Source organism: Mesorhizobium sp. M0598 (genome assembly GCF_040320865.1).
Classification (GTDB): Bacteria; Pseudomonadota; Alphaproteobacteria; order Rhizobiales; family Rhizobiaceae; genus Mesorhizobium.
Map to the genome: position 1 here is coordinate 441,660 of NZ_JAMYQL010000001.1, position 22,779 is coordinate 464,438.

Annotated in this window: 19 protein-coding genes; 10 read left to right on the plus strand and 9 right to left on the minus strand. The window is 63.2% G+C overall.

Features of this window, described 5'->3' with window-relative positions; genetic code table 11:
• Positions 1-7 precede the first annotated feature (7 nt).
• Positions 8-1,969 carry a hypothetical protein gene (locus NKI59_RS02180; protein ID WP_352702052.1) on the minus strand — a complete coding sequence of 654 codons (1,962 nt, stop codon included), beginning with the start codon at positions 1,967-1,969 and terminating at the stop codon, positions 8-10.
• Positions 1,970-2,539: 570 nt separating this feature from the next.
• Here NKI59_RS02180 and dnaK point away from each other — a divergent pair.
• The 6 genes from dnaK to NKI59_RS02210 all read left to right on the plus strand — a co-directional run bounded on the left by dnaK (position 2,540) and on the right by NKI59_RS02210 (position 8,348).
• Entirely contained in the window at positions 2,540-4,456 is a 1,917-nt protein-coding gene (gene dnaK, locus NKI59_RS02185; protein ID WP_023679851.1) for a molecular chaperone DnaK, read from the plus strand.
• Positions 4,457-4,669: 213 nt separating this feature from the next.
• Entirely contained in the window at positions 4,670-5,800 is a 1,131-nt protein-coding gene (gene dnaJ / locus NKI59_RS02190) for a molecular chaperone DnaJ (RefSeq protein ID WP_023679852.1), read from the plus strand.
• Positions 5,801-5,917: 117 nt separating this feature from the next.
• A complete protein-coding gene (gene pmtA / locus NKI59_RS02195; RefSeq protein WP_352702055.1) occupies positions 5,918-6,523 on the plus strand; it encodes a phospholipid N-methyltransferase PmtA in 606 nt (201 codons plus the stop codon).
• A gap of 60 nt (positions 6,524-6,583) precedes the next feature.
• On the plus strand, positions 6,584-7,180 hold the full coding sequence (locus NKI59_RS02200; protein ID WP_352702057.1) for an NADPH-dependent FMN reductase: 597 nt from the start codon (positions 6,584-6,586) through the stop codon (positions 7,178-7,180).
• Positions 7,177-7,890 (plus strand): orotidine-5'-phosphate decarboxylase, encoded by a 714-nt coding sequence (gene pyrF / locus NKI59_RS02205; protein ID WP_352684079.1) that lies wholly within the window; start codon positions 7,177-7,179, stop codon positions 7,888-7,890. Before NKI59_RS02200 ends, pyrF begins: the two co-directional genes overlap by 4 nt.
• A gap of 170 nt (positions 7,891-8,060) precedes the next feature.
• Positions 8,061-8,348: a DUF1330 domain-containing protein gene (locus tag NKI59_RS02210; RefSeq protein ID WP_352702059.1), complete on the plus strand. Its 288-nt coding sequence runs from the start codon at positions 8,061-8,063 to the stop codon at positions 8,346-8,348.
• Here NKI59_RS02210 and NKI59_RS02215 read toward each other — a convergent pair.
• The 6 genes from NKI59_RS02215 to NKI59_RS02240 form a co-directional block, all read right to left on the minus strand.
• Positions 8,345-9,403, minus strand: a complete 1,059-nt coding sequence (locus NKI59_RS02215; RefSeq protein ID WP_352702061.1) for a D-alanine--D-alanine ligase family protein — start codon at positions 9,401-9,403, stop codon at positions 8,345-8,347. The two genes, NKI59_RS02210 and NKI59_RS02215, sit on opposite strands and share 4 nt — an antisense overlap.
• Before the next feature lie 270 nt (positions 9,404-9,673).
• Positions 9,674-10,555 (minus strand): SMP-30/gluconolactonase/LRE family protein, encoded by an 882-nt coding sequence (locus tag NKI59_RS02220; RefSeq protein ID WP_352702063.1) that lies wholly within the window; start codon positions 10,553-10,555, stop codon positions 9,674-9,676.
• Positions 10,555-11,193, minus strand: coding sequence for a 2-dehydro-3-deoxy-6-phosphogalactonate aldolase (locus NKI59_RS02225; protein WP_352702066.1), 639 nt, complete (start codon positions 11,191-11,193; stop codon positions 10,555-10,557). Before NKI59_RS02225 ends, NKI59_RS02220 begins: the two co-directional genes overlap by 1 nt.
• Complete coding sequence (locus tag NKI59_RS02230; protein ID WP_502901019.1) at positions 11,190-12,140, minus strand: 2-dehydro-3-deoxygalactonokinase; 951 nt, start codon at positions 12,138-12,140, stop codon at positions 11,190-11,192. Before NKI59_RS02230 ends, NKI59_RS02225 begins: the two co-directional genes overlap by 4 nt.
• A complete protein-coding gene (locus tag NKI59_RS02235) occupies positions 12,140-12,907 on the minus strand; it encodes an SDR family NAD(P)-dependent oxidoreductase (protein WP_352702070.1) in 768 nt (255 codons plus the stop codon). The genes NKI59_RS02230 and NKI59_RS02235 overlap by 1 nt, the downstream gene beginning before the upstream one ends.
• A 131-nt stretch (positions 12,908-13,038) precedes the next feature.
• The gene (locus NKI59_RS02240; RefSeq protein WP_352702072.1) at positions 13,039-14,841 is read right to left on the minus strand and encodes a GtrA family protein; all 1,803 of its coding nucleotides are present in this window, start codon (positions 14,839-14,841) and stop codon (positions 13,039-13,041) included.
• A 129-nt stretch (positions 14,842-14,970) separates the two neighbouring features.
• Between NKI59_RS02240 and NKI59_RS02245 the strand changes: the two genes are divergently transcribed.
• The 4 genes from NKI59_RS02245 (at position 14,971) to NKI59_RS02260 (ending at position 19,213) form a co-directional block, all read left to right on the plus strand.
• Positions 14,971-15,978: a glycosyltransferase gene (locus tag NKI59_RS02245; protein ID WP_352472814.1), complete on the plus strand. Its 1,008-nt coding sequence runs from the start codon at positions 14,971-14,973 to the stop codon at positions 15,976-15,978.
• Between the two features lie 8 nt (positions 15,979-15,986).
• Entirely contained in the window at positions 15,987-16,361 is a 375-nt protein-coding gene (locus NKI59_RS02250) for a GtrA family protein (RefSeq protein ID WP_352472815.1), read from the plus strand.
• A 218-nt stretch (positions 16,362-16,579) separates the two neighbouring features.
• On the plus strand, positions 16,580-17,521 hold the full coding sequence (gshB, locus tag NKI59_RS02255) for a glutathione synthase (protein ID WP_352702074.1): 942 nt from the start codon (positions 16,580-16,582) through the stop codon (positions 17,519-17,521).
• Positions 17,522-17,683: 162 nt separating this feature from the next.
• Positions 17,684-19,213 carry a YifB family Mg chelatase-like AAA ATPase gene (locus tag NKI59_RS02260; RefSeq protein WP_023679867.1) on the plus strand — a complete coding sequence of 510 codons (1,530 nt, stop codon included), beginning with the start codon at positions 17,684-17,686 and terminating at the stop codon, positions 19,211-19,213.
• Positions 19,214-19,253: 40 nt separating this feature from the next.
• On the opposite strand, the gene NKI59_RS02265 is transcribed toward NKI59_RS02260, so the two are convergent.
• Positions 19,254-20,348, minus strand: a complete 1,095-nt coding sequence (locus tag NKI59_RS02265) for a hypothetical protein (RefSeq protein ID WP_352702076.1) — start codon at positions 20,346-20,348, stop codon at positions 19,254-19,256.
• Between the two features lie 138 nt (positions 20,349-20,486).
• Positions 20,487-22,661 (minus strand): malate synthase G, encoded by a 2,175-nt coding sequence (locus NKI59_RS02270; RefSeq protein ID WP_352702078.1) that lies wholly within the window; start codon positions 22,659-22,661, stop codon positions 20,487-20,489.
• Positions 22,662-22,779 lie beyond the last annotated feature (118 nt).

Sequence of the window (22,779 nt, forward strand, 5' to 3'; positions counted from 1 at the left end):
CCCCTCCTCACGGTTCGCAGCTGACGGCTGGGGTTCTGAGCGGCAAGGTCATCTTGCAGCAAGGATAGTAGCCACCCTTGTCGCTATCGGACTGCCTGTAGAAGCAGAGCCCGACATCGACCGTATCGCCAGGGTAATGGCCGGTGATGCCGATCGTGTATGGCGCGCCGGGCGCATGCGACAGAGGTGAAGTCACCCCAACGCCAGGCGTCCTGGACAGAGCCTTGATCGAATCGCCGCCAAAGCCGGCATGGTCATGGAGATAGAGATCGGCCTCGAGGCCGGAGGGTGTGCAGAAATACCTGACATCCTCGACATCGAGGCAAGGAGGCAGATTGCCGGGGGGCGGAAAGTCCGGCGGATAGAACGGTGGCAGATAGCCGCCAGGCACCTGCTCGTAATAGCCGGCACGGCCTTCGCAGGGGCGCCAGACCTCGACGTCGCCGACATGGCCTTCGACTTCCGGGTCTTCGAAATAATTGTCGAAGTCGACGAACCACGAGCCGAAAGGCGGCATGTTGGCCGGCTTGACCAGTGCCGTCGGCGTGATTTGCACGCCGTGCACGGCGAGTGGCCCGCCGGCTGCGAGTTGTTCGGCAAGCTCCGGGTTGTCGCGCAACTTGTCGCCGGTATCGACCAGCGTGTCGGTGCAGACGCCGGTATCGAGATTGCCTTCGGCATCGTAGCCATATTGCAGGTCGAGGCCGCCGGCCGACTGTCGGTTGTCTTGCGGGAAGCCGACCACATATTCCTGCGGCACTTCCACCCAGGCCGATTCCGTCGCCGGATCGTCCGGATTTTCGCGCCAGTAGCGGATGACCTGACCCTTGCCGGAATCGGCGAACTGGCTGTAGTCGTAGCGGTTCTCCACCGGGCCGCGCTGGGCCAGGTACATGAAGCCTTCGTTGTCGAAGGCGATGTCGGTGACCGCGTAATCCTTGTCGGCCTTGACCGTCAGTTCCCAGCGCAGGTCGCCGGCGAAACTGCCGTCGCCGGCAACGCCCACCGACCAGATCTCCGCCTTATCACCGACCGAATAATAGAGCCGGCCGCCACGATAGGCGACCGACCAGACGCGGCGCTCGTCCTGCGTGTAGCCCCAGCTGTCGGGGTCCTCGCTGTCGAAGGCAGCACCCTGGATGTCAATCACCGAGCCGTCGTCGGCAACGGCGGCAAGCCCGTGCGCCGGGCGGCCGGCTATGCCGTGGTCGAACGTGTCGAGCAGCGCGCCATTGGCGTCGATGCGGTGGATGAGGCCGGTGTCGAGATCGCTGGCGAAGAACTGGCGGTGGATATTGTCGAAAGTGACGTCGCCGATGCCGGGACCGCTATTGGCGTCGATATCGGCGAATTTCGAGACGGCGCCGGTGATGCCGTCGATCTTCCAGATCGTTCCGGGGCCGCCGCCGTTTTCGGTGCCGAACTGGCCGTCCATGAAGACAGCGTCAGCCGTGCCGCGGCGCTGCCGCTCCGGCCGGCCGTCGGCGTCGCCGTCTGGCGTGACTATGCGGATGCCGTGCAGCGACGTGGCGCCGGCATAGAGGTTTGGAATGGCCGATGGGACGCCGTCGCGCACGCCGTCGTCGTAGGTGATGCCGAACACCTGGCCGATTTGCCCGGCTGTGACCTCGAACGGTGGCGGGGTGAAGACCAATTGGCCAGACGCCGGCCCGCCCAGCCTTGAGACGTCGAAGATGCGCAAGGTCGCGCGCGCCGTGTCGATGAAGGTTTCGTCGACGGGATCGACGCCCGGCGGCAGGCCTTCCTCGAAATTGGGAATGATGGTGCCGGAGAATCCGGTCATTGCCATCGAGCCGGGATAGATGATCCGGGTTTCCTGAGCCTGGGCCGAGCCACCGAGCCAGAGCCCAGCGGCGAGCGCCAAGATCGACAATCCGCTGGCAGCCTCGATGGCGCGGCGCAAACGGCCGGCACGAGAGCGCACGAACGCGCCGTGGTCGCAAGACATGGATCTCCCCCCACAGGTCATGGGAGAAACATCCGGTCCCGGCGCACAAATCAGGGCAAGGCGCGGCGTTCCGGCACGTTCATCCCTGATCGAATTGTCTGCTTTCCTCAACGTCACGATACGCCTGGGTCCGCGCAGGGTCAACGGAACCGGCGAAAAGCCCAGCGCATCGACCCGGTCCCGAAGGCGATGGTCGCGCTGAGCTCCTGCTGTTCCCGGAGACCATGGAGCCTCTGGATCTGTGGTCATGGGGCTTTCCTTTCCGGGGCCGCACCACGCGGCACCTGAGCATCAGTCGCGGGGCGAGGCGGAAAGGTTCATGGGCCGGGGGCCGGCCCGGCTGGATCACCGCCGAAAATACGGGCCTGCCGGTCCCGAATCCGATCAACCGCGATGAATGGTGAACGCCTTGCGCAGAATGCTTGCGCGCCACGCAGCCTGTTCTTATATACGCGCCAAGCCGTCCAGCGCCGAATGCCGGTTGCCGGAGCGGAATTTCTTGTGAACAGGGGCTTTCGTCGGAACGCCTGTACGGGTCCTGAGAGCCTGCTTAGCGGAGAGATTAGAGAAATGGCAAAAGTAATCGGTATCGATCTGGGAACAACCAACTCCTGTGTCGCCATCATGGACGGCAAGGAATCCAAGGTCATCGAGAATGCGGAAGGCGCCCGCACGACCCCTTCCATCGTCGCCATCAACAGCGACGGCGAGCGCCTCGTCGGCCAGCCGGCCAAGCGCCAGGCGGTTACCAATCCTGAGAACACCATTTTCGCGGTCAAGCGCCTGATCGGCCGCCGCTACGACGATCCGGTGACGGAGAAGGACAAGAAGCTTGTCCCCTACAAGATCGTCAAGGGCGACAATGGCGACGCCTGGGTCGAGGCCGGCGGCAAGAAGCAGTCGCCTAGCCAGATCTCGGCGATGATCCTGCAGAAGATGAAGGAAACGGCGGAGGCCTATCTCGGCGAGAAGGTCGAGAAGGCAGTCATCACCGTTCCGGCCTATTTCAACGACGCCCAGCGCCAGGCGACCAAGGATGCCGGCAAGATCGCCGGCCTCGAAGTGCTGCGCATCATCAACGAGCCGACGGCGGCCGCGCTTGCCTATGGACTGGACAAGAAGGAAGGCAAGACGATTGCCGTCTATGACCTTGGCGGCGGCACGTTCGATATTTCGGTGCTCGAAATCGGCGACGGCGTGTTCGAGGTGAAGTCGACCAATGGCGACACCTTCCTCGGCGGCGAGGATTTCGACATGCGTCTGGTCGAATATCTGGCGGCCGAGTTCAAGAAGGAACAGGGCATCGACCTGCGGAACGACAAGCTCGCCCTTCAGCGCCTCAAGGAAGCGGCTGAAAAGGCCAAGATCGAGCTGTCGTCCACCACGCAGACCGAAATCAACCTGCCCTTCATCACCGCCGATGCCACCGGCCCCAAGCACCTGACGCTGAAGCTGACGCGGGCGAAGTTCGAGAGCCTGGTCGAGGATCTCGTCCAGCGCACGATCGATCCTTGCAAGGCGGCGCTCAAGGATGCCGGCCTGAAGGCCGGCGAAATCGACGAAGTCGTCCTGGTCGGCGGCATGACCCGTATGCCCAAGATCCAGGAGATCGTGAAGCAGTTCTTCGGCAAGGAGCCGCACAAGGGCGTCAACCCGGATGAGGTCGTCGCGTTGGGCGCCGCTATCCAGGCCGGCGTGCTGCAGGGCGACGTCAAGGACGTGCTGCTGCTCGACGTGACGCCGTTGTCGCTCGGCATCGAGACGCTGGGCGGCGTGTTCACGCGGCTGATCGAACGCAACACGACGATTCCGACAAAGAAGAGCCAGGTGTTCTCGACAGCCGAGGATTCGCAGTCGGCGGTGACCATCCGCGTCTTCCAGGGCGAGCGTGAAATGGCCGCCGACAACAAGGCGCTCGGCCAGTTCGATCTGGTCGGCATCCCGCCTGCGCCGCGCGGCGTGCCGCAGATCGAGGTCACCTTCGACATCGACGCCAACGGCATCGTCAACGTCTCGGCCAAGGACAAGGGCACCGGCAAGGAGCACCAGATCCGCATCCAGGCGTCCGGCGGCCTTTCGGACGCCGACATCGAGAAGATGGTCAAGGACGCCGAGGCCAATGCCGAAGCCGACAAGAAGCGGCGCGCGCTGGTCGAGGCCCGCAACCAGGCCGAGGCGCTGGTGCATTCCTCGGAGAAATCTCTGAAGGAATACGGCGAGAAGGTTTCCGAGGCCGACCGCACGGCGATTGCCGATGCGATCGCGGCGCTGAAGACCGCTGCCGAAGGCGACGATGTGACCGAGATCGAGGCCAAGACGCAGACGCTCGCCGAAGTCTCGATGAAGCTCGGCCAGGCCATGTACGAGGCTTCGCAGAAGGAAGCCGCCGAGGCCGACGCCAAGGCTGATGCCGCCAAGGACAGTGACGTCGTCGATGCCGACTTCGAGGAAATCGACGAAGACGACGAGAAGAAGAAGTCGGCCTGAACCGCCTGACGGTACAGGTAAGGGAAAAAGCCCGGCGCACAGCCGGGCTTTTTTGCAACCCTTTGCCGGAAAAACGCTGAGCTGCCCGAAAAAATGCGGACAAAGCCTCGTAGACACTGGCATCGCGGCTCCATCACACCTAAATCGGAACAGCGTGCCGGCAAACGACGCAACGATGCTTCAAGACGTTGACTATCCGGACTGCGGGAAAACATGAAAGCTGATTTTTACGAAACGCTAGGCGTGCAAAAGGGCGCCGACGAGAAGGAGCTCAAGAGCGCTTTTCGCAAGCTCGCCATGCAGTTCCATCCCGACCGCAACCCAGGCGACCATGCCTGCGAGCACAAGTTCAAGGAAATCAACGAAGCCTACGAGACACTGAAGGACCCGCAGAAGCGCGCCGCCTATGATCGCTTCGGCCACGCCGCCTTCGAGCACGGCGGTATGAATGGCGGGGCGCAAGGCTTTGGCGCCGGCGGCTTCGCCGACATTTTCGAAGACATTTTCGGCGACATGATGGGCGGGCGCCAGCGCCGCTCGTCCGGCGGCCGCGAGCGCGGCGCCGACCTGCGCTACAATATGGAAATTACGCTGGAAGAGGCATTTTCCGGCAAGACCGCGCAGATTCGGGTGCCAGCCTCGATTTCCTGCTCGGAATGCTCGGGCAGCGGCGCCAAGCCTGGCACCCAGCCCGTCACCTGCTCGATGTGCAACGGCCACGGCAAGGTGCGCGCCACGCAAGGCTTCTTCTCGATCGAGCGCACCTGCCCGCAATGCCAGGGGCGCGGCCAGACCATCAAGGATCCGTGCCCGAAATGCGCCGGCCAGGGCCGTGTCACCGAGGAGCGCTCGCTGTCGGTAAACATCCCTGCCGGCATCGAGGATGGCACCCGCATCCGGCTGGCCAATGAGGGCGAGGCCGGCCTGCGCGGCGGCCCGTCGGGCGATCTCTATATCTTCCTCGCGGTCAAGCCGCACGAATTCTTCCAGCGCGACGGGGCCGATCTTTATTGCAAGGTGCCGATCTCGATGACGACGGCAGCGCTTGGCGGCTCGTTCGAGGTGACGACACTGGACGGTACCCAGACGAAGGTGAAGGTGCCGGAAGGCACCCAGAACGGTCGCCAGTTCCGCCTCAAGGGCAAGGGCATGCCTGTGCTGCGCCAGCCCAATATCGGCGACCTCTACATCCAGACCGTGGTTGAGACGCCGCAGAACCTTTCGCGCCGTCAGCGCGAATTGCTGGAGGAATTCGAGCAGCTTTCCTCAAAGGACAATTCGCCTCAGTCCAGCGGATTTTTCGCCCGCATGAAAGACTTTTTCGAAACGTTCGGCGAGCACTGAAGCTGATCCCTGGAAAATGCTTCCCGAGCGTCATCAACACCTTATCCGGGGATTCGCCTTGTCTTGCACCTCGTAACTGCTAAGTAGCATGCGAGGGAGCGTTGAGGAGGACTTTCAATGACGCGTAGTCCCGGACTGCGAAAGACGCTGGCGGAAAAGTTTGACGACGAGCTGAAGTTCTTCAAGGGCTGGATCGACAAGCCGAAGGCGGTCGGTTCGATCGTCCCGACCAGTTCCATCACCGCAGGCAAGATGGCCTCGATCGTCGATCCGACATCCGGCCTGCCGGTGCTCGAGGTCGGGCCCGGTACAGGCGTCATCACACGCGCCATCCTCGCCCAGGGCATAAAGCCTGAGAATCTCTACGCGGTCGAATATTCCACTGATTTCGTGCGCCATCTGCGCCAGCTTTATCCAGGCGTCAACGTCATCGAGGGCGACGCCTTCAATCTCGACGCGACGCTTGGCGACAAGCGCGACCTGATCTTCGATTCTGTGATATCGGGCGTGCCGCTGCTCAATTTCCCTGTCGCCCAGCGCATCGCCTATGTCGAGAGCCTGCTCGACCGTATCCCGGCGGGCCGGCCGATCGTGCAGCTGACTTACGGGCCGCTGTCGCCGATCCCGCCGGGCCGCGGCGACTATACGGTCGAGCATTTCCATTTCGTCATCCGCAACATTCCGCCGACGCAGCTTTGGATCTACCGACGCGGGGCCGTATGAATTGAAGCGTTGGGTTTGAATAGCACTTGTCTTATACCCATCGGGTGACAAGGCAGACCCATGGCTGTGATCCCGAAAATTCTCGTCGTCGCCGGTTCGGTGCGCAGCGGCGCCTATAGCGGCAGGACCGCCGACGTGGCACAGAAGGAACTCGCCATGCAGGGCGCCGAGGTGACCCGCATCTCGCTCGCCGACTATCCGCTGCCGATCCTCGACCAGGATTTGGAAAAGGACGAAGGCATTCCCGAAAACGCCGTCAAGCTCGGTCGGATGATCGCCGCCCATGACGGGCTGCTGATTGCGACGCCCGAATATAACGGCTCCATTCCACCGTTGCTCAAGAACAGCATCGACTGGGTGAGCCAGCTGCGCAAGGATGGCGGCCGGACGTTCAGGCCGCTTGCCGGCAAGGTCGCCGGCCTCTGCTCGTCTTCCAACGGACCCTTCGGCGGGATACGCTGCATCAACCATCTGCGCGCCGTTCTGGTACGCTGCCGGATGGAGGTGGTGACACCGGAATGCTCGGTGCCGGAGGGCGGCAACGCCTTCGACGACGAGGGCAAGTTCAGGGACGAGAGACTACGCCAATCGATGGAGCACCTATGCCGAACGCTGATCGAAACCTCGCGCATGCTGTCGACGCGGATCGAGGCATGATCCCGGACGCCGCGCATGCCGACACGATGCAGGAAAGGTTGATCGTCGGCCTCGACCTGCCGACGCTGAAGCAAGCCGAGAAAGCGGTGCGCGAGCTCGACGGGATCGTCTCCTTCTACAAGATCGGTTACCAGCTCGCCTTTGCCGGCGGGCTCGATTTCGCCCGCGAGCTGGCCAGCGGCGGCACCAGGATCTTTCTCGACATGAAGCTGCTCGACATCGACAACACGGTGGCCAAGGGCGTCGAAAACATCGCCAGGATGGGCATGAGCATGCTGACCATCCATGCCTATCCGAAGACGATGAAGGCGGCGGTTGAGGCCGCGAGGGGCAGCGACCTTTGCCTGCTCGGGGTCACCGTGCTGACCTCGATGGACGAGCAGGACGTGATCGACGCCGGCTATGAGTATGATCCGCATACACTGGTGCTGAGGCGCTCCGAGCAGGCGCTGCATGCCGGCATGGGCGGCATCGTCTGCTCGGCCGAGGAAGCTGAGGCGGTGCGCCGCATCGTCGGCCCCGACCTGGCGGTCGTGACGCCGGGAATCCGGCCGAAGGGCAGCGACCATGGCGACCAGAAACGCGTGGTGACGCCGGCGCAGGCGATCCGCAACGGCTCCAGCCACCTCGTCGTCGGCCGGCCGATCGTCGGTGCGGCCGACAGGCGGGCGGCGGCGGAAGCGATCCTCGATGAAATGCGCTCGGCCTGAGGACCAATTCCGAAACTTGCTCCGGCGGCCGTCTGACGGCGTTTTCTCCGCTTCCGGTGCTCACGTACTTTAAGTGCGCTCCGCTCCGGTTCTCGAAAACACCCCCAGCCATCTCACCGGAGCGACTTTCAAAATCGGTCCGCGCACGGCCAAAAACCAGGAGAAATACCATGCCCAAGGGATACTGGATCGCTCGCGTCGACGTGCGCGATGCGGAAGGCTACAAAGACTATGTCGCCGCCGCCAAACCGGCCTTCGATCGCTTCAGCGCCAAGTTCCTAGCGCGCGGCGGCGCGCATGAGAAGGCCGAGGGGCCGGGCCGCGACCGCAACGTGATAATCGAGTTTCCGTCGCTTGCGGCGGCGCATGACTGCTACCACTCGCCCGAATACCAGCGCGCCGTCGCGATCCGCCAGAAGGTGGCCGATGGTGAAATTGTGCTGGTCGAGGGGATTTAGGCGAGAAGCCGGTTCGCCGCTGCCTCCGCCATCGCGTCGGCGAGGCTCAAGCCCCATTGCTGGCGACAGTAATCGCGGAAATCGAAGCAGGGCAGGCCGGGGCAGACCTCGAACTCGATGAGGTGGACGCTGTCGTCGGCTTCGACCCGGAAATCGATGGAAAACACATCCCGCAGGCCAAGCCCGACCATCAGGCGTTCGGCGATGCGACGGATTCTTGCATCGGCTTCAGGCTGGCTGCCGGCGACCGGCAGCAGCACTGGCTCGGTATATTTTCCCGCAGCTTTCGCCGCTGCGCCGGTATCGCCGTAAAGCGCCAGGCTGTCCTGCATGGTCTGGAAATCGCCGCCCGAATCGACAAAGGCGATGCCCAGCGCCTCGACGCCGGTATCCGACCTCAATCCGAGAAAACTGGCGCGCGCGTTGCAGCCGGCGACATAGGGCTGGACGATGACATCGTCGCGATAGGCGGCGAAGACGCGTCGGCTAAGCTCCAGCGCGTGGCCGAGATCGTGGCAGTGCGAATCCGGCCAGATGCCGATCTTGGCGCCGAGCCGGTTCGGCTTGACGAACCAGCCGGCGGGCGAGGCCGGTGGCGCGACCAGCCAGGCGCCGTCACGGGCAAGGCCCGCCTGCGGCACCGGCAGGCCAAGCGCGCCGAGCACGGCGCCGGACCGGAACTTGTCCTGACAGAGCGCGAACAGCGCATCGTCGGCGCCGATCGCCTTCAGGCCATTCAGCCGTACCAGAGCCGGTGCGGCGCCGCCGCGGAAATAGGCGACGCCGTCGGTCAGCGTCCAGACAAGCGTGGTCTTCGGGTCCTCGCCGCCGAGAACGCTTGCGGCGTCGTCGAGCGTCACCGGCGCAAATGACAGGCCGCGCTTCTGGCAAGCGGCGGCAAGTGCGTCGAATTCAGCAGCGATATCGGTCGATTGCGCCAGATAGGAGGCGATTTCGGCGGCACGCTCCGGCACGTGGTTATCGGCGACCAGCCGATCGAAGCAAGCCTTTTCTGGCTCGTAGACAAGGATCAGCTTCGGCTCGCGGCTTGACATGATCGAAACGATTTCCCGGCAGCACGATTGCCTAAAGCAATTCCAGGAAAAGTGTGAAACGGTTTTCCGTCCGAAATTGCGTCAAAACAAAGAGATAGAGCGTTTCGGCGTTCCCGCGAAACGATGAACCGTTCTAGCATCGCACGGCGAGCGCATTCGGCTTTCGCGGAACCGACGTCAGCTGGACGCCTGCACGACAGCAACGGCGCCATCTTCCTGGTTGACCATGATCTTTTCCGAAAACCGGTTCCCACTTTTCGGGATCATGGTCTAGCCAATCAGCACGCGTGGCTCGAAGCGACCATTGACTGGAATGTCGAGCATGAATGTCATGCCGGCTTGCGGGTCGAGCAGGCGCTGCTTCTCGCTCTTGCCCGACCAGGCGGAGGTGACCGCCAGCCGGTCGGCGTTCCTGCCGACGAAAGCTGGACAGGACGGTTGCGTCGCCGGCATCGCCACCGAACGGATAAGCTTGCCGTCGGATCCATAGGCTTCGACGACGCTGCCGCCCCAGCAGGCGTTCCACAATATGCCGTCACGGTCGAGCACCGAACCATCGATATAGCCCTTGGCCGAACGGTGGTCGACGAAGACCTTCGGTTCGCCAACCGGCAGGCCGGTCGCCGGATCGCAGCCGACGCGCATCAACAGCCCGGTGCTGGTGTCGGTGTAATAGGCGATCGTCCCATCCTCGGAAAAGCAGATCGAATTGGGCACCGTGACGTCGGCATAGAGCCGGCGCAGCTCGCCTTTGAAGAACCAGTAGATCGAACCGGCGGCCTTCTCCTCCCCCTTGCCCATGGTGCCGACCCAGAGGGCGCCGCAAGGGTGAACGCGTGAATCGTTCGAGCGGGTGACCGTATTGTAGGCCTCGATCGGCGTGTGCAGCGTCAGCTTGCCGGTCGCGACGTCGCGGACATGCAGACCGGTCTCGGTGGCGATCAGCTGGCGTTGGTCGTCGATGATGCAGATGGCGCTGGCCATCTGACCGAGCTCGTGGATTTTGACGGCACCGCCCGACAGGCGCTGTTCGAGGAGCTGGCCGTTGACGATGTCGAACCAGTAGAGCGTGTCGGTGGCAGGGTCATAGCTTGGTCCCTCGCCGAGTTGGCAGACATGGTCGGAAAAAACCGAAACGATGGTCTCGCTCATCATGCCGCTCCAAACGCCGCGTCCCAGGCCACGACCGCAGCCTTCGCCCGTGCCGCCACTTCGTCGACGCTCATGCCCGGCTTGAACAGGCCGGAGCCAAGACCGAAGACGCTGACGCCGGCTGCCTTGTAGCCGGCAAAATCCTTATCCGAAACGCCGCCGACCGCGCCGACCAGCACACTGGCCGGCAGCACCGCGCGCATCGCCGAAATGCCTGCCGCGCCAAGCACGCTCGCCGGGAAGAATTTCAATGCCGAGGCGCCGAGCCGGATTGCCTGGAATGCCTCGGTCGGCGTGAACACGCCGGGCATCGTCACCATGCCGTAGTGCATGGCACGGCCCATGACCTCGGCATCGATATTGGGGCTGACCAGCAGCCGCCCGCCGGCCTTGTGCAGGCCGTCGACATCGGCGGCGCTGAGCACTGTGCCGGCACCGACCAAGGCTGTTGGAGGAAGCGCTCCGACAATGCTGGCGATGGAGGCGTAAGGATCGGGCGAGTTGAGCGGCACCTCGATCGCTTCGATACCGGCGCCGAAGATCGCCTGGCCGATCGCCACCGCCTCGCTTGGCTTGAGGCCACGCAGGATGGCGACCAGACCCCGCTCGAGCTTTGGAAAAGGTGCGGTTTCGGTCATGCGGCAACTCCATTTCCAGCGATCATGCCATTTTCGCGCGCGGCTTCAGCAAGACCGGCACGCACCGCCTCGTCGGCGTCGACCACCCTGACCGCGAGCCCGGCAAGGCCGAGCGCCTCGGCATAGAGCTTGCCGAGTGCTCCCGACGCGATCAGCACGACGGGTACGGCACTCGCCCCATAACGGCGATTTGCCGAAGCGATCTCGCCGCCGATCAGCAGGCCGGACAGGCACGCGGCGGCATCCTCGGGCTTCAGATCCTGCAGCAGGCTGGCGGCGCGGATCGAGAACAGTCTTGAACCGATGTCACCGCCTTCGGCCAACGCCTTCAGGCACCACTCCCGGAAAAATGGATTTTCGGCGGCAACCGGCTTCGGCGGCTCGCCCAGCGAATGGCGCAGGATCGAGTGCGCGGCCAGCACCGAAAACAGCTCGCCGGTCGGCCAGGTGCCGAAACCGGCAACAGAGCCGTCCTCGACCAGCACCCATTTCGAATGGGTGCCGGGCATGCAGACGAGGTGGCGTCCCTTTGCCGGCAAACCGGCGCCGGCAAGCTGGGTTTCCTCGCCGCGCATGACGTCAGGTGCATCGGCGATGCGTTGGGCAAGGCCAGGCACGATGCGGATATCACGGCGCTGGCCGGGGATGTGGGCAGCGCCAGCGAGGATAGCGCCTATCGGCGCCGGCACGCTGACATAGGGTGCCTCCAGCCAGCCCTGGCGCGAACCGGCCATGCCGCAAATGATGACCGGCAGCGCCTCGGGAGCACCCATGGCGGCCAGATGCCCTTCGAGAATGGACGAAAATCCTTTAGCCTGGGCGGTGATCAGTCCGTCATCGCCGCGCCGCTCGGCGAGAACCTTGCCGGCGCCGTCGAGCAGCCATACCCTCATGCGGGTGGTGCCCCAGTCGACGGCCGCGACGGAAGCTGCCTTGCTCGATGAGATCACAGGAACCCCCCATCGACGATCAGCATCTGCGCGGTCAGCATGCGTGAGGCATCCGACGCCAGGAACAGCACAGTGCCGATAATGTCTTCCGGCTGCATCACCTCTTTGATGCACTGTTTGGCGACATGAGCGGCGAGCGCTTCTTCGGTGACCCAGAGCTTTCTCTGCCGCTCGGTGATCACCCAGCCGGGCGCGATCGCGTTGACGCGAATGCCGTCGACGCCGAGCTTGCCGGCAAGACCCTTGGTGAGGCCGACGATGCCGGCCTTGGCGGCGGTATAGGCCGGCATGTCGGGATGGTTGATGAGAAACGAGGTCGAGGTGAAATTGATGATCGAGCCGCCACCGGCCCGCTTCATGCCCGGCGCCACCGCCTGTGCGCTGAAGAAATGCGGGCGCAAGTTGATGGCATGATTGTTGTCCCAGAACTCCACCGTGACGTCTTCCACGGCATGACGGTCATCCTGCGCGGCATTGTTGACCAGCACCGTCACGTCGCCATGCGCCTCTGCAGCTTTGCCCGCCGATAGCCGCAACGCCTCGATGTCGCGTATGTCGGTCTTGAGATAGAGCGGCCGCCGGCCCAGCTCCTTCTCTAACCGATCGGCCAGCGCCAGGCTCGCACGGTCGGCAATATCGATGAAGGCGACGTTTGCCCCCTGGCGGACAAAGCCTTCTGTCAAGGCAGCGCCAATGCCGGAGCCGCCGCCGGTGATCAGCACCGAAGCGCCTTCGAGATCGGCAAAGCGCGCCGATGGCATCATGAATTCTCTCCCGGTCCAATGATCGCGGTCTGGCCGGCGCGCATCCTATCCAGCCGTGTCGGGCGGGCAAGGCGAAAGAGTGGATTGTCAGGACTTATGTCCGACAAAAGGCCGCACGGACCGCCGATCGATCAGCTGCCCAGCCGGACCCGGTACAATTCGACGGCGGCTCCGCTGGTCCCGGCAACCGGCTCAAGCCATTCCGGCACGCTGCCGCGCATCAGCCCGGCAAGAAACCCTGCCGGCGCCTTGGCTGCGAGGAGCTTGCTTTCGGCGCTGCCGGGGCACAGCGCGACGAGGCCGACGTGATGATCCGCTACGACCGTCCTGGCATCGGCATCGGACCCAAGGAAGGCATCGAGCGCCAGCAGGTTGCCGGCGACATTGCGATGATAAGGCCCGGCGAAGACGCGATGTCCGGAATAGGCCAGGATAGGCGATCCGAGATTGGAAATTGCCAGCACGGTGGTGCCGGGCAGGCGGCCGAGTGCCGCAAAGGAGGCCATGCGCTGGCAAGCGACATCGGTGCCGTCGCCATTATCCGCCGTGGTGTTGCTGTCGTCGAAGGCTACCGAGGTCGCCGCGGCAGCCCCAGTCCAGACCGCATTCACCGAAACCAGCCAGACGGCAGCCATGCGCAGCGCCACACCGCGCGACGCGCTGGCCTCGGCCCGTTGACGCCATTTGGCAATCCAGGCGGCAAGCGGGATGACGGCGAAGGCGATCGAGAATGTCGAACCGCGTACCTGCCAGGCGCTGACGATGAAGGCCACGACAAGCAGCGCGCCGACAAGGCTGTCCTGCCGCCGCCAGCCACCGCGGCCAAGGCGAAGCGCCATCAGCACGAGCGCGATGAGCGGCGTGGCATAGCGCGCCACCACCCCGGCCGGATCTTCAGCGAGCAGCTTGAACAGCGATTGCGCCTCGTCGATGTGATCAAGCCATAGCTCCTTGAGGCGCGGATCGAGGTTGGCATAGGGCGCCGCCAGGCATTGTGGGAACAAAAGGACGACGAGAGCGGCCAATATCAGGGCAAGCAGGCCAAGCGAGGCGAACCGCCGTTGGCGCGTGCGGCCGGCCGGCTCGATCGACGCTATGGCTGCAAGGCCGGTTCCGGCAATCGCTGCGACGACCAACTGCACGGCCGAGAAGGCGTCGCATTGCGCCTGATCCCAGGCGGACGGTGCAATGCTGGCGACAAAGACGAGAGCGGACACGCCGGCAAAGCCGAGGCCGAAATCCCTGGCAATCGACCTCTCGCCATTGGCGCCGACGGCGAACAGCATGGCAACAGAGGCGCCGATGGTGGCAACATAAGGCGCGGTCTCCATGCCGACGGCCAGCATCAATCCGGCGCACAGGCCGGAGAGCACTGCCGCCGGCCTGCGCGTTGGCGCTTCAAGCAACAGACTCAGGCTGGCCATGCTCAGCATCAGCTGGACATTGTGGTGATCGAGCGCGCCAGGCGAAAAAATGCCGAGGAAATGCAGTGCGGCGGCGCCGACGATGACAGCCGGCAGCACAGCGCCGTACCCGGCAAAGCTGCGCGCGGCGCGAGCCGTGAAAAATACGGTCAGGCAGAAGAGCAGCGCCGGCCACAGCACTTGCGCAACATTCTCGGCAAAGGCCGCGCTGCCGGTCAGGGCCGATACGGCGATGATGATGGCGGCGATCGGCGCATCGACCAGCCGCGACCAATGCATGACGAAACCGCCTTCCAGGCCCATCCTGTACTGGTGCAGATCGAACCAGCCCTGGCTGGCCAGCATGTCGCGAACTTCGACAAGGCGCAGCAGATTGTCGTTGTCGCCGCCGGCATTGGTCAATTCCGGGAAGCCGGCAAGGGCATTGACGGCAAGTGCCAGCAACGTGGCAAGCAGCGCCAGCGCGATATCGGACCTCCAAATGGAGGCGCCATCGTCGGCTGTGCTCATATCAGGACCTTTGGAAGGAATACGGTGCGGTTTAAACCTAGCCTTAACAGCTTCAATAAATAGTAAAGCCGCCCGAGCGAGGCCGGCGCTTGAGCGGTCAGGGGCCTCGCAGGGCATCCGGAGACGAAAATGCCACAAGAAGTGCGCCATGAGCCGAGCATCGCCGTGCTCCTGCCTTGCTACAATGAGGAGCTGACGATCGGCGAAGTGGTGCGGCGCTTTCGCGAAACGCTGCCTGCCGCCGCGATCTATGTCTACGACAACAATTCGCGCGATCTGACCGCGCTCCGAGCCCGCGCCGCCGGCGCCATCGTGGTGCGCGAGCCGCGCCAGGGCAAAGGCAATGTCGTGCGCCGCATGTTCGCCGACATCGAGGCCGACATCTACCTGATGGCCGACGGCGACGGCACCTATGCGCCGGAGGACGCGCCGCAATTGATCAACACGCTGCTGACCGAGCGCTCCGACATGGTGGTGGGCACCAGGCGCGGCGTCGCCAACGACGCCGGCAGGACAGGCCACGCCTTCGGCAACCGCATCTTCAACAGCCTCTACAAACGTTTGTTCGGCTCGGACTTTACCGATATCTTCTCGGGTTACCGCGCCTTCACCAGGCGCTTCGTCAAGAGTTTTCCCGCCGTTTCCGGCGGTTTCGAGATCGAGACCGAAATGTCGGTGCACGCCTCGCAGCTCAAATTGCCGGTCAGCGAGATCGGACTCGACTATGGCCGCCGGCCGGAAGGCTCCTCGTCGAAGCTGTCGACCTTTCGCGACGGCGCGAAGATCCTGTGGATGTTCGCCATGCTGATGAAGGAGACGCAGCCGCTGCGTTTCTTCGGCGCTTTTTCGGTGTTCTTCCTGGCATCAAGCCTGTTTCTGATGGCGCCGGTGCTGATCGAGTTCGCCGAAACCGGGCTTGTGCCGCGCATGCCGACGTGGGTGCTGTCGGTCGGGCTGCTGCTGCTGTCGATGCTGGCGGCGGTGACCGGGGTAATCCTCGATTCGGTGTCGCGCGGCCGGGCCGAGCAGAAGCGCATCTTCTATCTGTCGATGCCTTCCGGCCGCGTCGAACGCGAACGAGCAAGTGCGCTCGCGACTTTGAAGACCGGACCGCGCAAGACCCCGCGGGCGGCTTAGAGCCCTAAATGGGACGCCTCGCCCGCTTCATTGTCGCCGGCGGCATCGGCTTCGTCGCCGACGCGGCGGCGCTTTGGCTGGTGTTGGCGATAGCGCCGCTTGGCCCCTTCGCGGCTCGCATCATCTCGATCGGTTTTGCCCTGTCCGTCACCTGGCTGATCAACCGCCATCTGACCTTCTCGCCTTCCAGCCGCGGCGTCGCGCAAGAGGGCGCACGCTATGGCGGCGTCGGCATTGCCACCAGCCTCGTCAATTATCTCGTCTATTGCGCCATGCTGTTCGCGCTGCCGATGGTGCCGCCGCTCGTCGCCCTTGCGGTCGCCTCACTGGTTGCCATGGCGCTGTCCTTCCTCGGCTATTCCAAGCTGGTCTTCGACCGCTGAACGCACATCGCATTGGGGTCTGCGCCAAGCGAAGCGCAGCCTCATCATGACCTTGGCCGATTGGCAGAGGCCGCCGATTTCCTTATATCGCTCTCGTCGATGCATCGGCCCGAGAAATCGGAATCGATTTTCGGAAAGCACGATGCATGGATTCAAAAAATGTTGGAGCGTACTTTGTGCGTCCAAGTGGATCGCTCCAAGTGCGCCGGAGAGCTGCCATGCCCCTGAAAGTCGCCGTCCAGATGGACCACATCTCCACCGTGTCGGTAGCCGGCGACACGTCGTTTGCGCTGTCGCTGGAGGCGCAGCGGCGCGGCCACCAATTGTTCCACTACACGCCCGACCGGCTGTCGCTGCGCGACGGCAAGGTGTTTGCCCGTATCGAGGCGATGCAGGTTCGCGACGATAAGGGCAATCATTATTCGCTGGGCGAAGAAGTCCGCACCGATCTTTCGGAGATGGACGTCATCCTTTTGCGGCAGGATCCGCCCTTCGACATGAACTACATCACCACCACGCATATTCTCGAGCGCATCCATCCGAAGACCCTGGTGGTCAACGATCCGGCCTGGGTGCGCAACAGCCCGGAAAAGATCTTCGTCACTGAATTTCCCGACCTGATGCCGGACACGCTGATCACCAAGGACCCGCTCGAGGTCGCAGCCTTCCGCAAGGAGTTCGGCGATATCATCGTCAAACCGCTCTACGGCAATGGCGGCGCCGGCATCTTCCACCTGCACGAGGCCGACCGCAACCTCGCCTCGCTGCTCGAAATGTTCGGCCAGTTGTTCCGCGAACCCTACATCGTGCAGCGCTACCTCAAGGAGGTGCGGGCTGGCGACAAGCGCATCATCCTGATTGACGGCGAGCCTGTCGGCGCCATCAACCGCGTGCCGGCCGAGCACGATTCGCGCTCCAACATGCATGTCGGCGGCCGCGCCGAAAAGACCGAATTGACGGAACGCGAACGCGAGATCTGCGCCCGCATCGGCCCCTCGCTGAAGGAGCGCGGCTTCATCCTCGTCGGCATCGACGTCATCGGCGACTACATGACCGAGATCAACGTGACCTCACCGACCGGCATACGCGAAGTGCAGCGCTTCGGCGGCGCCGACATCGCCAGCCTGTTCTGGGATGCCGTGGAGGAGAAGCGCCACTAGCCTCGCTTCGGGAGCAGCCGCGTTGCAAACCATTGCCGCCGTTGCGTTCAGACGTTCCCCAAATGTTCTTGCCTTCGCCGGGAATCTGTGGTTGTCTCCGGTGACGCCGTTCGCGGCATGATCGCAAAGGCTTGGGGCAAAGCCTGCATCCGGGGTGAAGACATGGTGGCGCGGGTTCGCACGGTTGCTTTCCAGGGCATCGAGGCCGTGCCGGTCGACGTGCAGGTGATGATCGCGCCGGGCAAGGTCAACATGCACATCGTCGGCCTTGCCGACAAGGCTGTAGCCGAAAGCCGCGAGCGGGTGCAGGCAGCACTTCATGCATCCGGCCTGTCGATGCCGTCGAAGAAGGTCACCGTCAATTTGGCGCCGGCCGACCTGCCCAAGGAAGGCAGCCATTACGATCTGCCGATCGCCCTCGGGCTGATGGCGGCGCTCGGCGCCATTCCGGGCGACATGCTGGCCGGCTATGTCGTGCTTGGCGAATTGTCGCTCGACGGAACCATCGCCGCGGTGGCTGGCGCGCTGCCGGCGGCAATCGGTGCCAACGCCGAAGGCAAGGGCTTGATCTGCCCGTTCGCCTGCGGGCCGGAAGCGGCCTGGGCCGGCAAGGATTTCGACATATTGGCGCCGCGCAGCCTGATCGCCATCGCCAATCATTTTCGCGGCACGCAGGTTCTGTCGCGGCCGGAAGCCGGCATCCATGCCGCGGCGCGCGACCTGCCCGATCTCGCCGACATCAAGGGGCAGGAGACCGCCAAGCGGGCGCTGGAGGTGGCGGCGGCCGGCGGCCACAATCTTCTGATGGTCGGGCCGCCGGGCTCGGGAAAATCGATGCTGGCGCAGCGGCTGCCGTCGATCCTGCCGCCGCTGGCGCCCAGGGAATTGCTCGAAGTTTCGATGATTGCCTCCGTGGCCGGAGAACTCGGCGAAGGAAAACTCACAGACCGGCGGCCGTTCCGCGCGCCGCACCATTCAGCCTCGATGGCGGCGATGGTCGGCGGCGGCCTGCGCGTGCGGCCGGGCGAGGCCTCGCTTGCCCATCACGGCGTGCTGTTCCTCGACGAGTTCCCCGAATTCTCGCCGCAGGCGCTCGATGCGTTGCGCCAGCCGCTCGAGACCGGCGACTGCATGATCGCCCGGGCCAATCATCGCGTCACCTACCCGGCGCGTATCCAGCTGGTCGCGGCGATGAACCCGTGCCGTTGCGGCATGGCCGGCGAGCCGGGCTATCGCTGCCTGCGCGGCGATCGCTGCCGCACCGACTACCAGGCGCGCATTTCCGGCCCGCTGCTCGATCGCATCGATCTCAGGATCGAGGTGCCGGCGGTCTCGGCCAGCGATTTGATCCGGCCGGACCGGGCGGAGAAGAGCGCAGCCGTGGCACTACGCGTGGCGCGGGCGCGGACGATCCAGCGAGAGCGCTTCGAGCGGCTCGGCGCGACCGCCACCACCAACGCCCATTGCTCGCCGTCAGTCATCGAGGAGATCGCCATGCCCGACGCCGCCGGCCTGTCGCTGCTGAGGGATGCCAGCGAAAAGCTCGGCTTTTCCGCACGAGCCTATCACCGCGTCTTGAAGGTGGCGCGGACCCTAGCCGATCTCGAGGCCAGCGAGACAGTCGGCCGCATCCATCTGGCCGAAGCGATTTCCTATCGCATGAGCTCGGAGCGGATGGCGCAGGCGGCGTAGAAGCGTCCGTCCTGCGGCCGAACAGGATGAAGAGCTCCGGTCAGTTGCCGATGCGGATTCCGATCTCTTTCGCTTCGAGGTCAACAAGTAAACTATTCGTTTCAAAATATCGTATGCCAATGATGTTGTGGCCGATCGTTGGAGAGAATTCCAACTCGGATCCGTATGATGTGTCGAATTTCCACTCCCCCAGCATCGCGATTTTTACGGCGACTCTGGTACCGATATCCATGGATCCGCTTGAATCTTTTGGCGGGCTGTCCGCTATTACGATCGTGGAGTTCCCCGAGTCGTAAAGCGTCGGCCGGCAAGTTGTTTTTTCGTTCAATAGAATACATGAACCTATGGTTGGGAAGTTATAGCTGTTGCTAGCGGTTTTCCATTTTTCCGCATTGAACCCGCTTTTCACGCTGTCCGATATTCCAATGTGAAGCGCCTTGACCGCCGGGCAATTCGCATCCTCATTCGTGCAAGCTCTCCAATCGGTCCCTATCGGGGAAAGATAATATCCCTTTCGCAAGCCATTTCTGGGACTCACAGCGTCCATTGGCGATTTCAGCATTCGATTTGGTCCGCCGCCTCCAATAGGGGAAATGCCAAAAATGCCCTTTGGCCAGAGCCGGCCACCGACAATTTCACCTGTGCTGCGTCTAACTGTCTTGTATCGAATAAGGAAGGGGATGGGTGCCTCGGTCGAAACGGAAGCGCCTCGGGAACCGAAAGTCACTCGAGCCAACGCAACATTTCCGTACTCATCGTAGGTTCCGTAATTCATGACGGTTTTTTGGTTGGTAACGGTTATCCCATCTAGTTCCAGATCTTTCGTAATTTTTATTCCTTCGACGGAACACAGCTTCTTGGGAAGCACAGAAGCACAGTCGATCGTCATGCCACTGGATCCGGTATCCAATAAGAGTGGTTGATTTATTTTTCGGTTGCTGAGGGACAGCACCTTAACATACAGCATCCGGATATTGGGTGGATTTCCCGGGTATTCCAATTTTATCAGAGGCACAGCTAACGGCACCTCTTCTGCAGCTTGGATCGGCAGCAAGTCGAGTAGCAATGCCCCCCAAATAACTAATATCGATACAAAGACTTTTCTGACATTTAATTCAGACTTGTTTTTGCTCATTCGCCCCCCGCGAATCCGCTCGCACGCTATCTGCGGAGCAAATCGTAATAGCCAATCAAGCCTCCACCCTACAGTGAATTGTGAAAACATTTAATGCTTGGCGATCCGCAACAGTTTATAGCCCGACTGTCATAGGTTCTATCCCGCCCGCTCCCGCGCCTTCAGCTCCAGCCGCCGTGCGTGCAGCACTGGCTCGGTGTAGCCGTTGGGTTGCACGCGCCCCTTGAAGACCAGGTCGCAGGCGGCGAGGAAGGCGATGGACTTGTCGAAATCCGGCGCCATCGGCCGGTAGAGCGGATCGCCTTCGTTCTGGCGGTCGACGATCGCCGCCATGCGTTTCATCGTCTCCATGACCTGCTCGGGCGTGCAGACGCCGTGATGCAGCCAGTTGGCGATGTGCTGGGACGAAATGCGCAGTGTGGCGCGATCCTCCATCAGGCCGACGTCGTTTATGTCGGGCACTTTCGAGCAGCCGACGCCCTGGTCGATCCAGCGCACGACATAGCCCAGAATGCCTTGCGCGTTGTTGTCGAGTTCCTTCTGGATGTCCGCCTGAGACCAGTTCGGCCGGACAGCGACGGGCACCGACAGGATGTCGTCGAGTTTTGCCTTGGGCCGGCTCTTCAGCGCAGCTTGCACGGCATGGACGTCGACCTTGTGATAATGGGTGGCGTGCAGCGTCGCCGCCGTCGGCGACGGCACCCAGGCGGTGTTGGCGCCGGCCTTGGGATGCACGATTTTCTCGGCCAGCATCGCCGCCATCAGGTCGGGCATCGCCCACATGCCCTTGCCTATCTGGGCGTGGCCGGCCAACCCACATTCCAGCCCGATGTCGACGTTCCAGGCTTCGTAGGCGGCAATCCAGGCGGCCTGCTTCATGTCGCCCTTGCGGATCATCGGGCCGGCTTCCATCGAGGTGTGGATCTCGTCGCCGGTGCGATCGAGGAAGCCGGTGTTGATGAAGACGACGCGTTCTTTCGCGGCGCGGATCGCCTCCTTGAGGTTGACGGTGGTGCGCCGCTCCTCGTCCATGATGCCCACCTTGATGGTGTTTTTGGGCACGCCGAGCAGCGCTTCGACGCGGTCGAAAATCTCGACGGCGAAGGCAACTTCGTCGGGCCCGTGCATCTTGGGCTTTACGATGTACATCGAGCCGGCGCGAGAATTGGCGCGGCGCCCGTTCACGCCGATGTCATGCAGCGCGATCAGCGCCGTCAGCGCCGCATCCATGATGCCTTCCGGCACCTCGTTGCCGTCGCGGTCTGATATCGCCGAATTGGTCATAAGGTGGCCGACATTCCTGACCAGCATCAGCGAGCGGCCGGGCAAGGTCAGCGTGCCGCCATCGGGCGCGGTATAGGTGCGGTCGGGGTTGAGCCTGCGGACAAAGCTCTTGCCGGCCTTGGTGATCTCCTCCGCCAAGTCGCCCTTCATCAGGCCGAGCCAGTTGCGGTAGACCAGCACCTTGTCCTGCGCATCCACTGCGGCGATCGAATCCTCGCAGTCCTGGATGGTGGTCAGTGCCGATTCCAGCACGACATCGGCAATGCCGGCCGGATCGGTGCGGCCGATCTGGTTGTTGCGGTCGATGACGATTTCGATGTGCAGGCCGTTCTTGGTGAGCAGCACGGCTTCGGGGTCGGCGGCATCGCCGCGATAGCCGGCAAACTGTCTGAGGTCGGCAAGCGTGGTGGCGCCGGCACCCTCGCCGAGCCGCAACATGCCGTTGGCGACCGAAAGCCCGTTGACGCCGGCCCATTTGCCTGTCGTGAGCGGCACCGCCTCGTCGAAGAAGCTTTTCACCCAGGCGACGACCTTGGCGCCGCGCGCCGGATTGAATTTGTTGCCTCGCTCGGCGCCGTCCGTCTCCGGGATGGCGTCGGTTCCGTAGAGCGCATCGTACAGCGAGCCCCAGCGCGCATTGGCAGCATTCAGCGCATAACGCGCGTTCATCACCGGCACCACCAACTGCGGCCCGGCAACCAAAGCGATTTCCGGGTCGACATTTTCGGTGGTCACGCTGAACGCCGGCCCCTCGGGCAGGAGATAGCCGATCTCGCGCAGGAAGCTCGTGTAGGCCTCCATGTCGACGGGCGCGCCATTGTCGCGATACCAGCGGTCGAGCTTGTCCTGCATGGCATCGCGCTTTTCGAGCAGCGCCCGATTTTTTGGCGAGAGATCATGGACGATCGCCGAAAAACCGCTCCAGAATGCCTCCGCTTCAATGCCGGTGCCCGGCAGCGCCTCGTTCACGACGAAATCATGAAGCTCGCGGGCAATCCGCAATCCGGCGATCTCGACGCGATCGGTCATCAGGGCTTCTCCAGACGAAAGGCTAGGCCGGGCCTTTGGCATGTCACGGTGGCAGGGTCAATTCAGCTCAGGGTGAAGGTAGGGCGTTTTCGCTGCCGATCTCCCCCTTGAGGAGGGC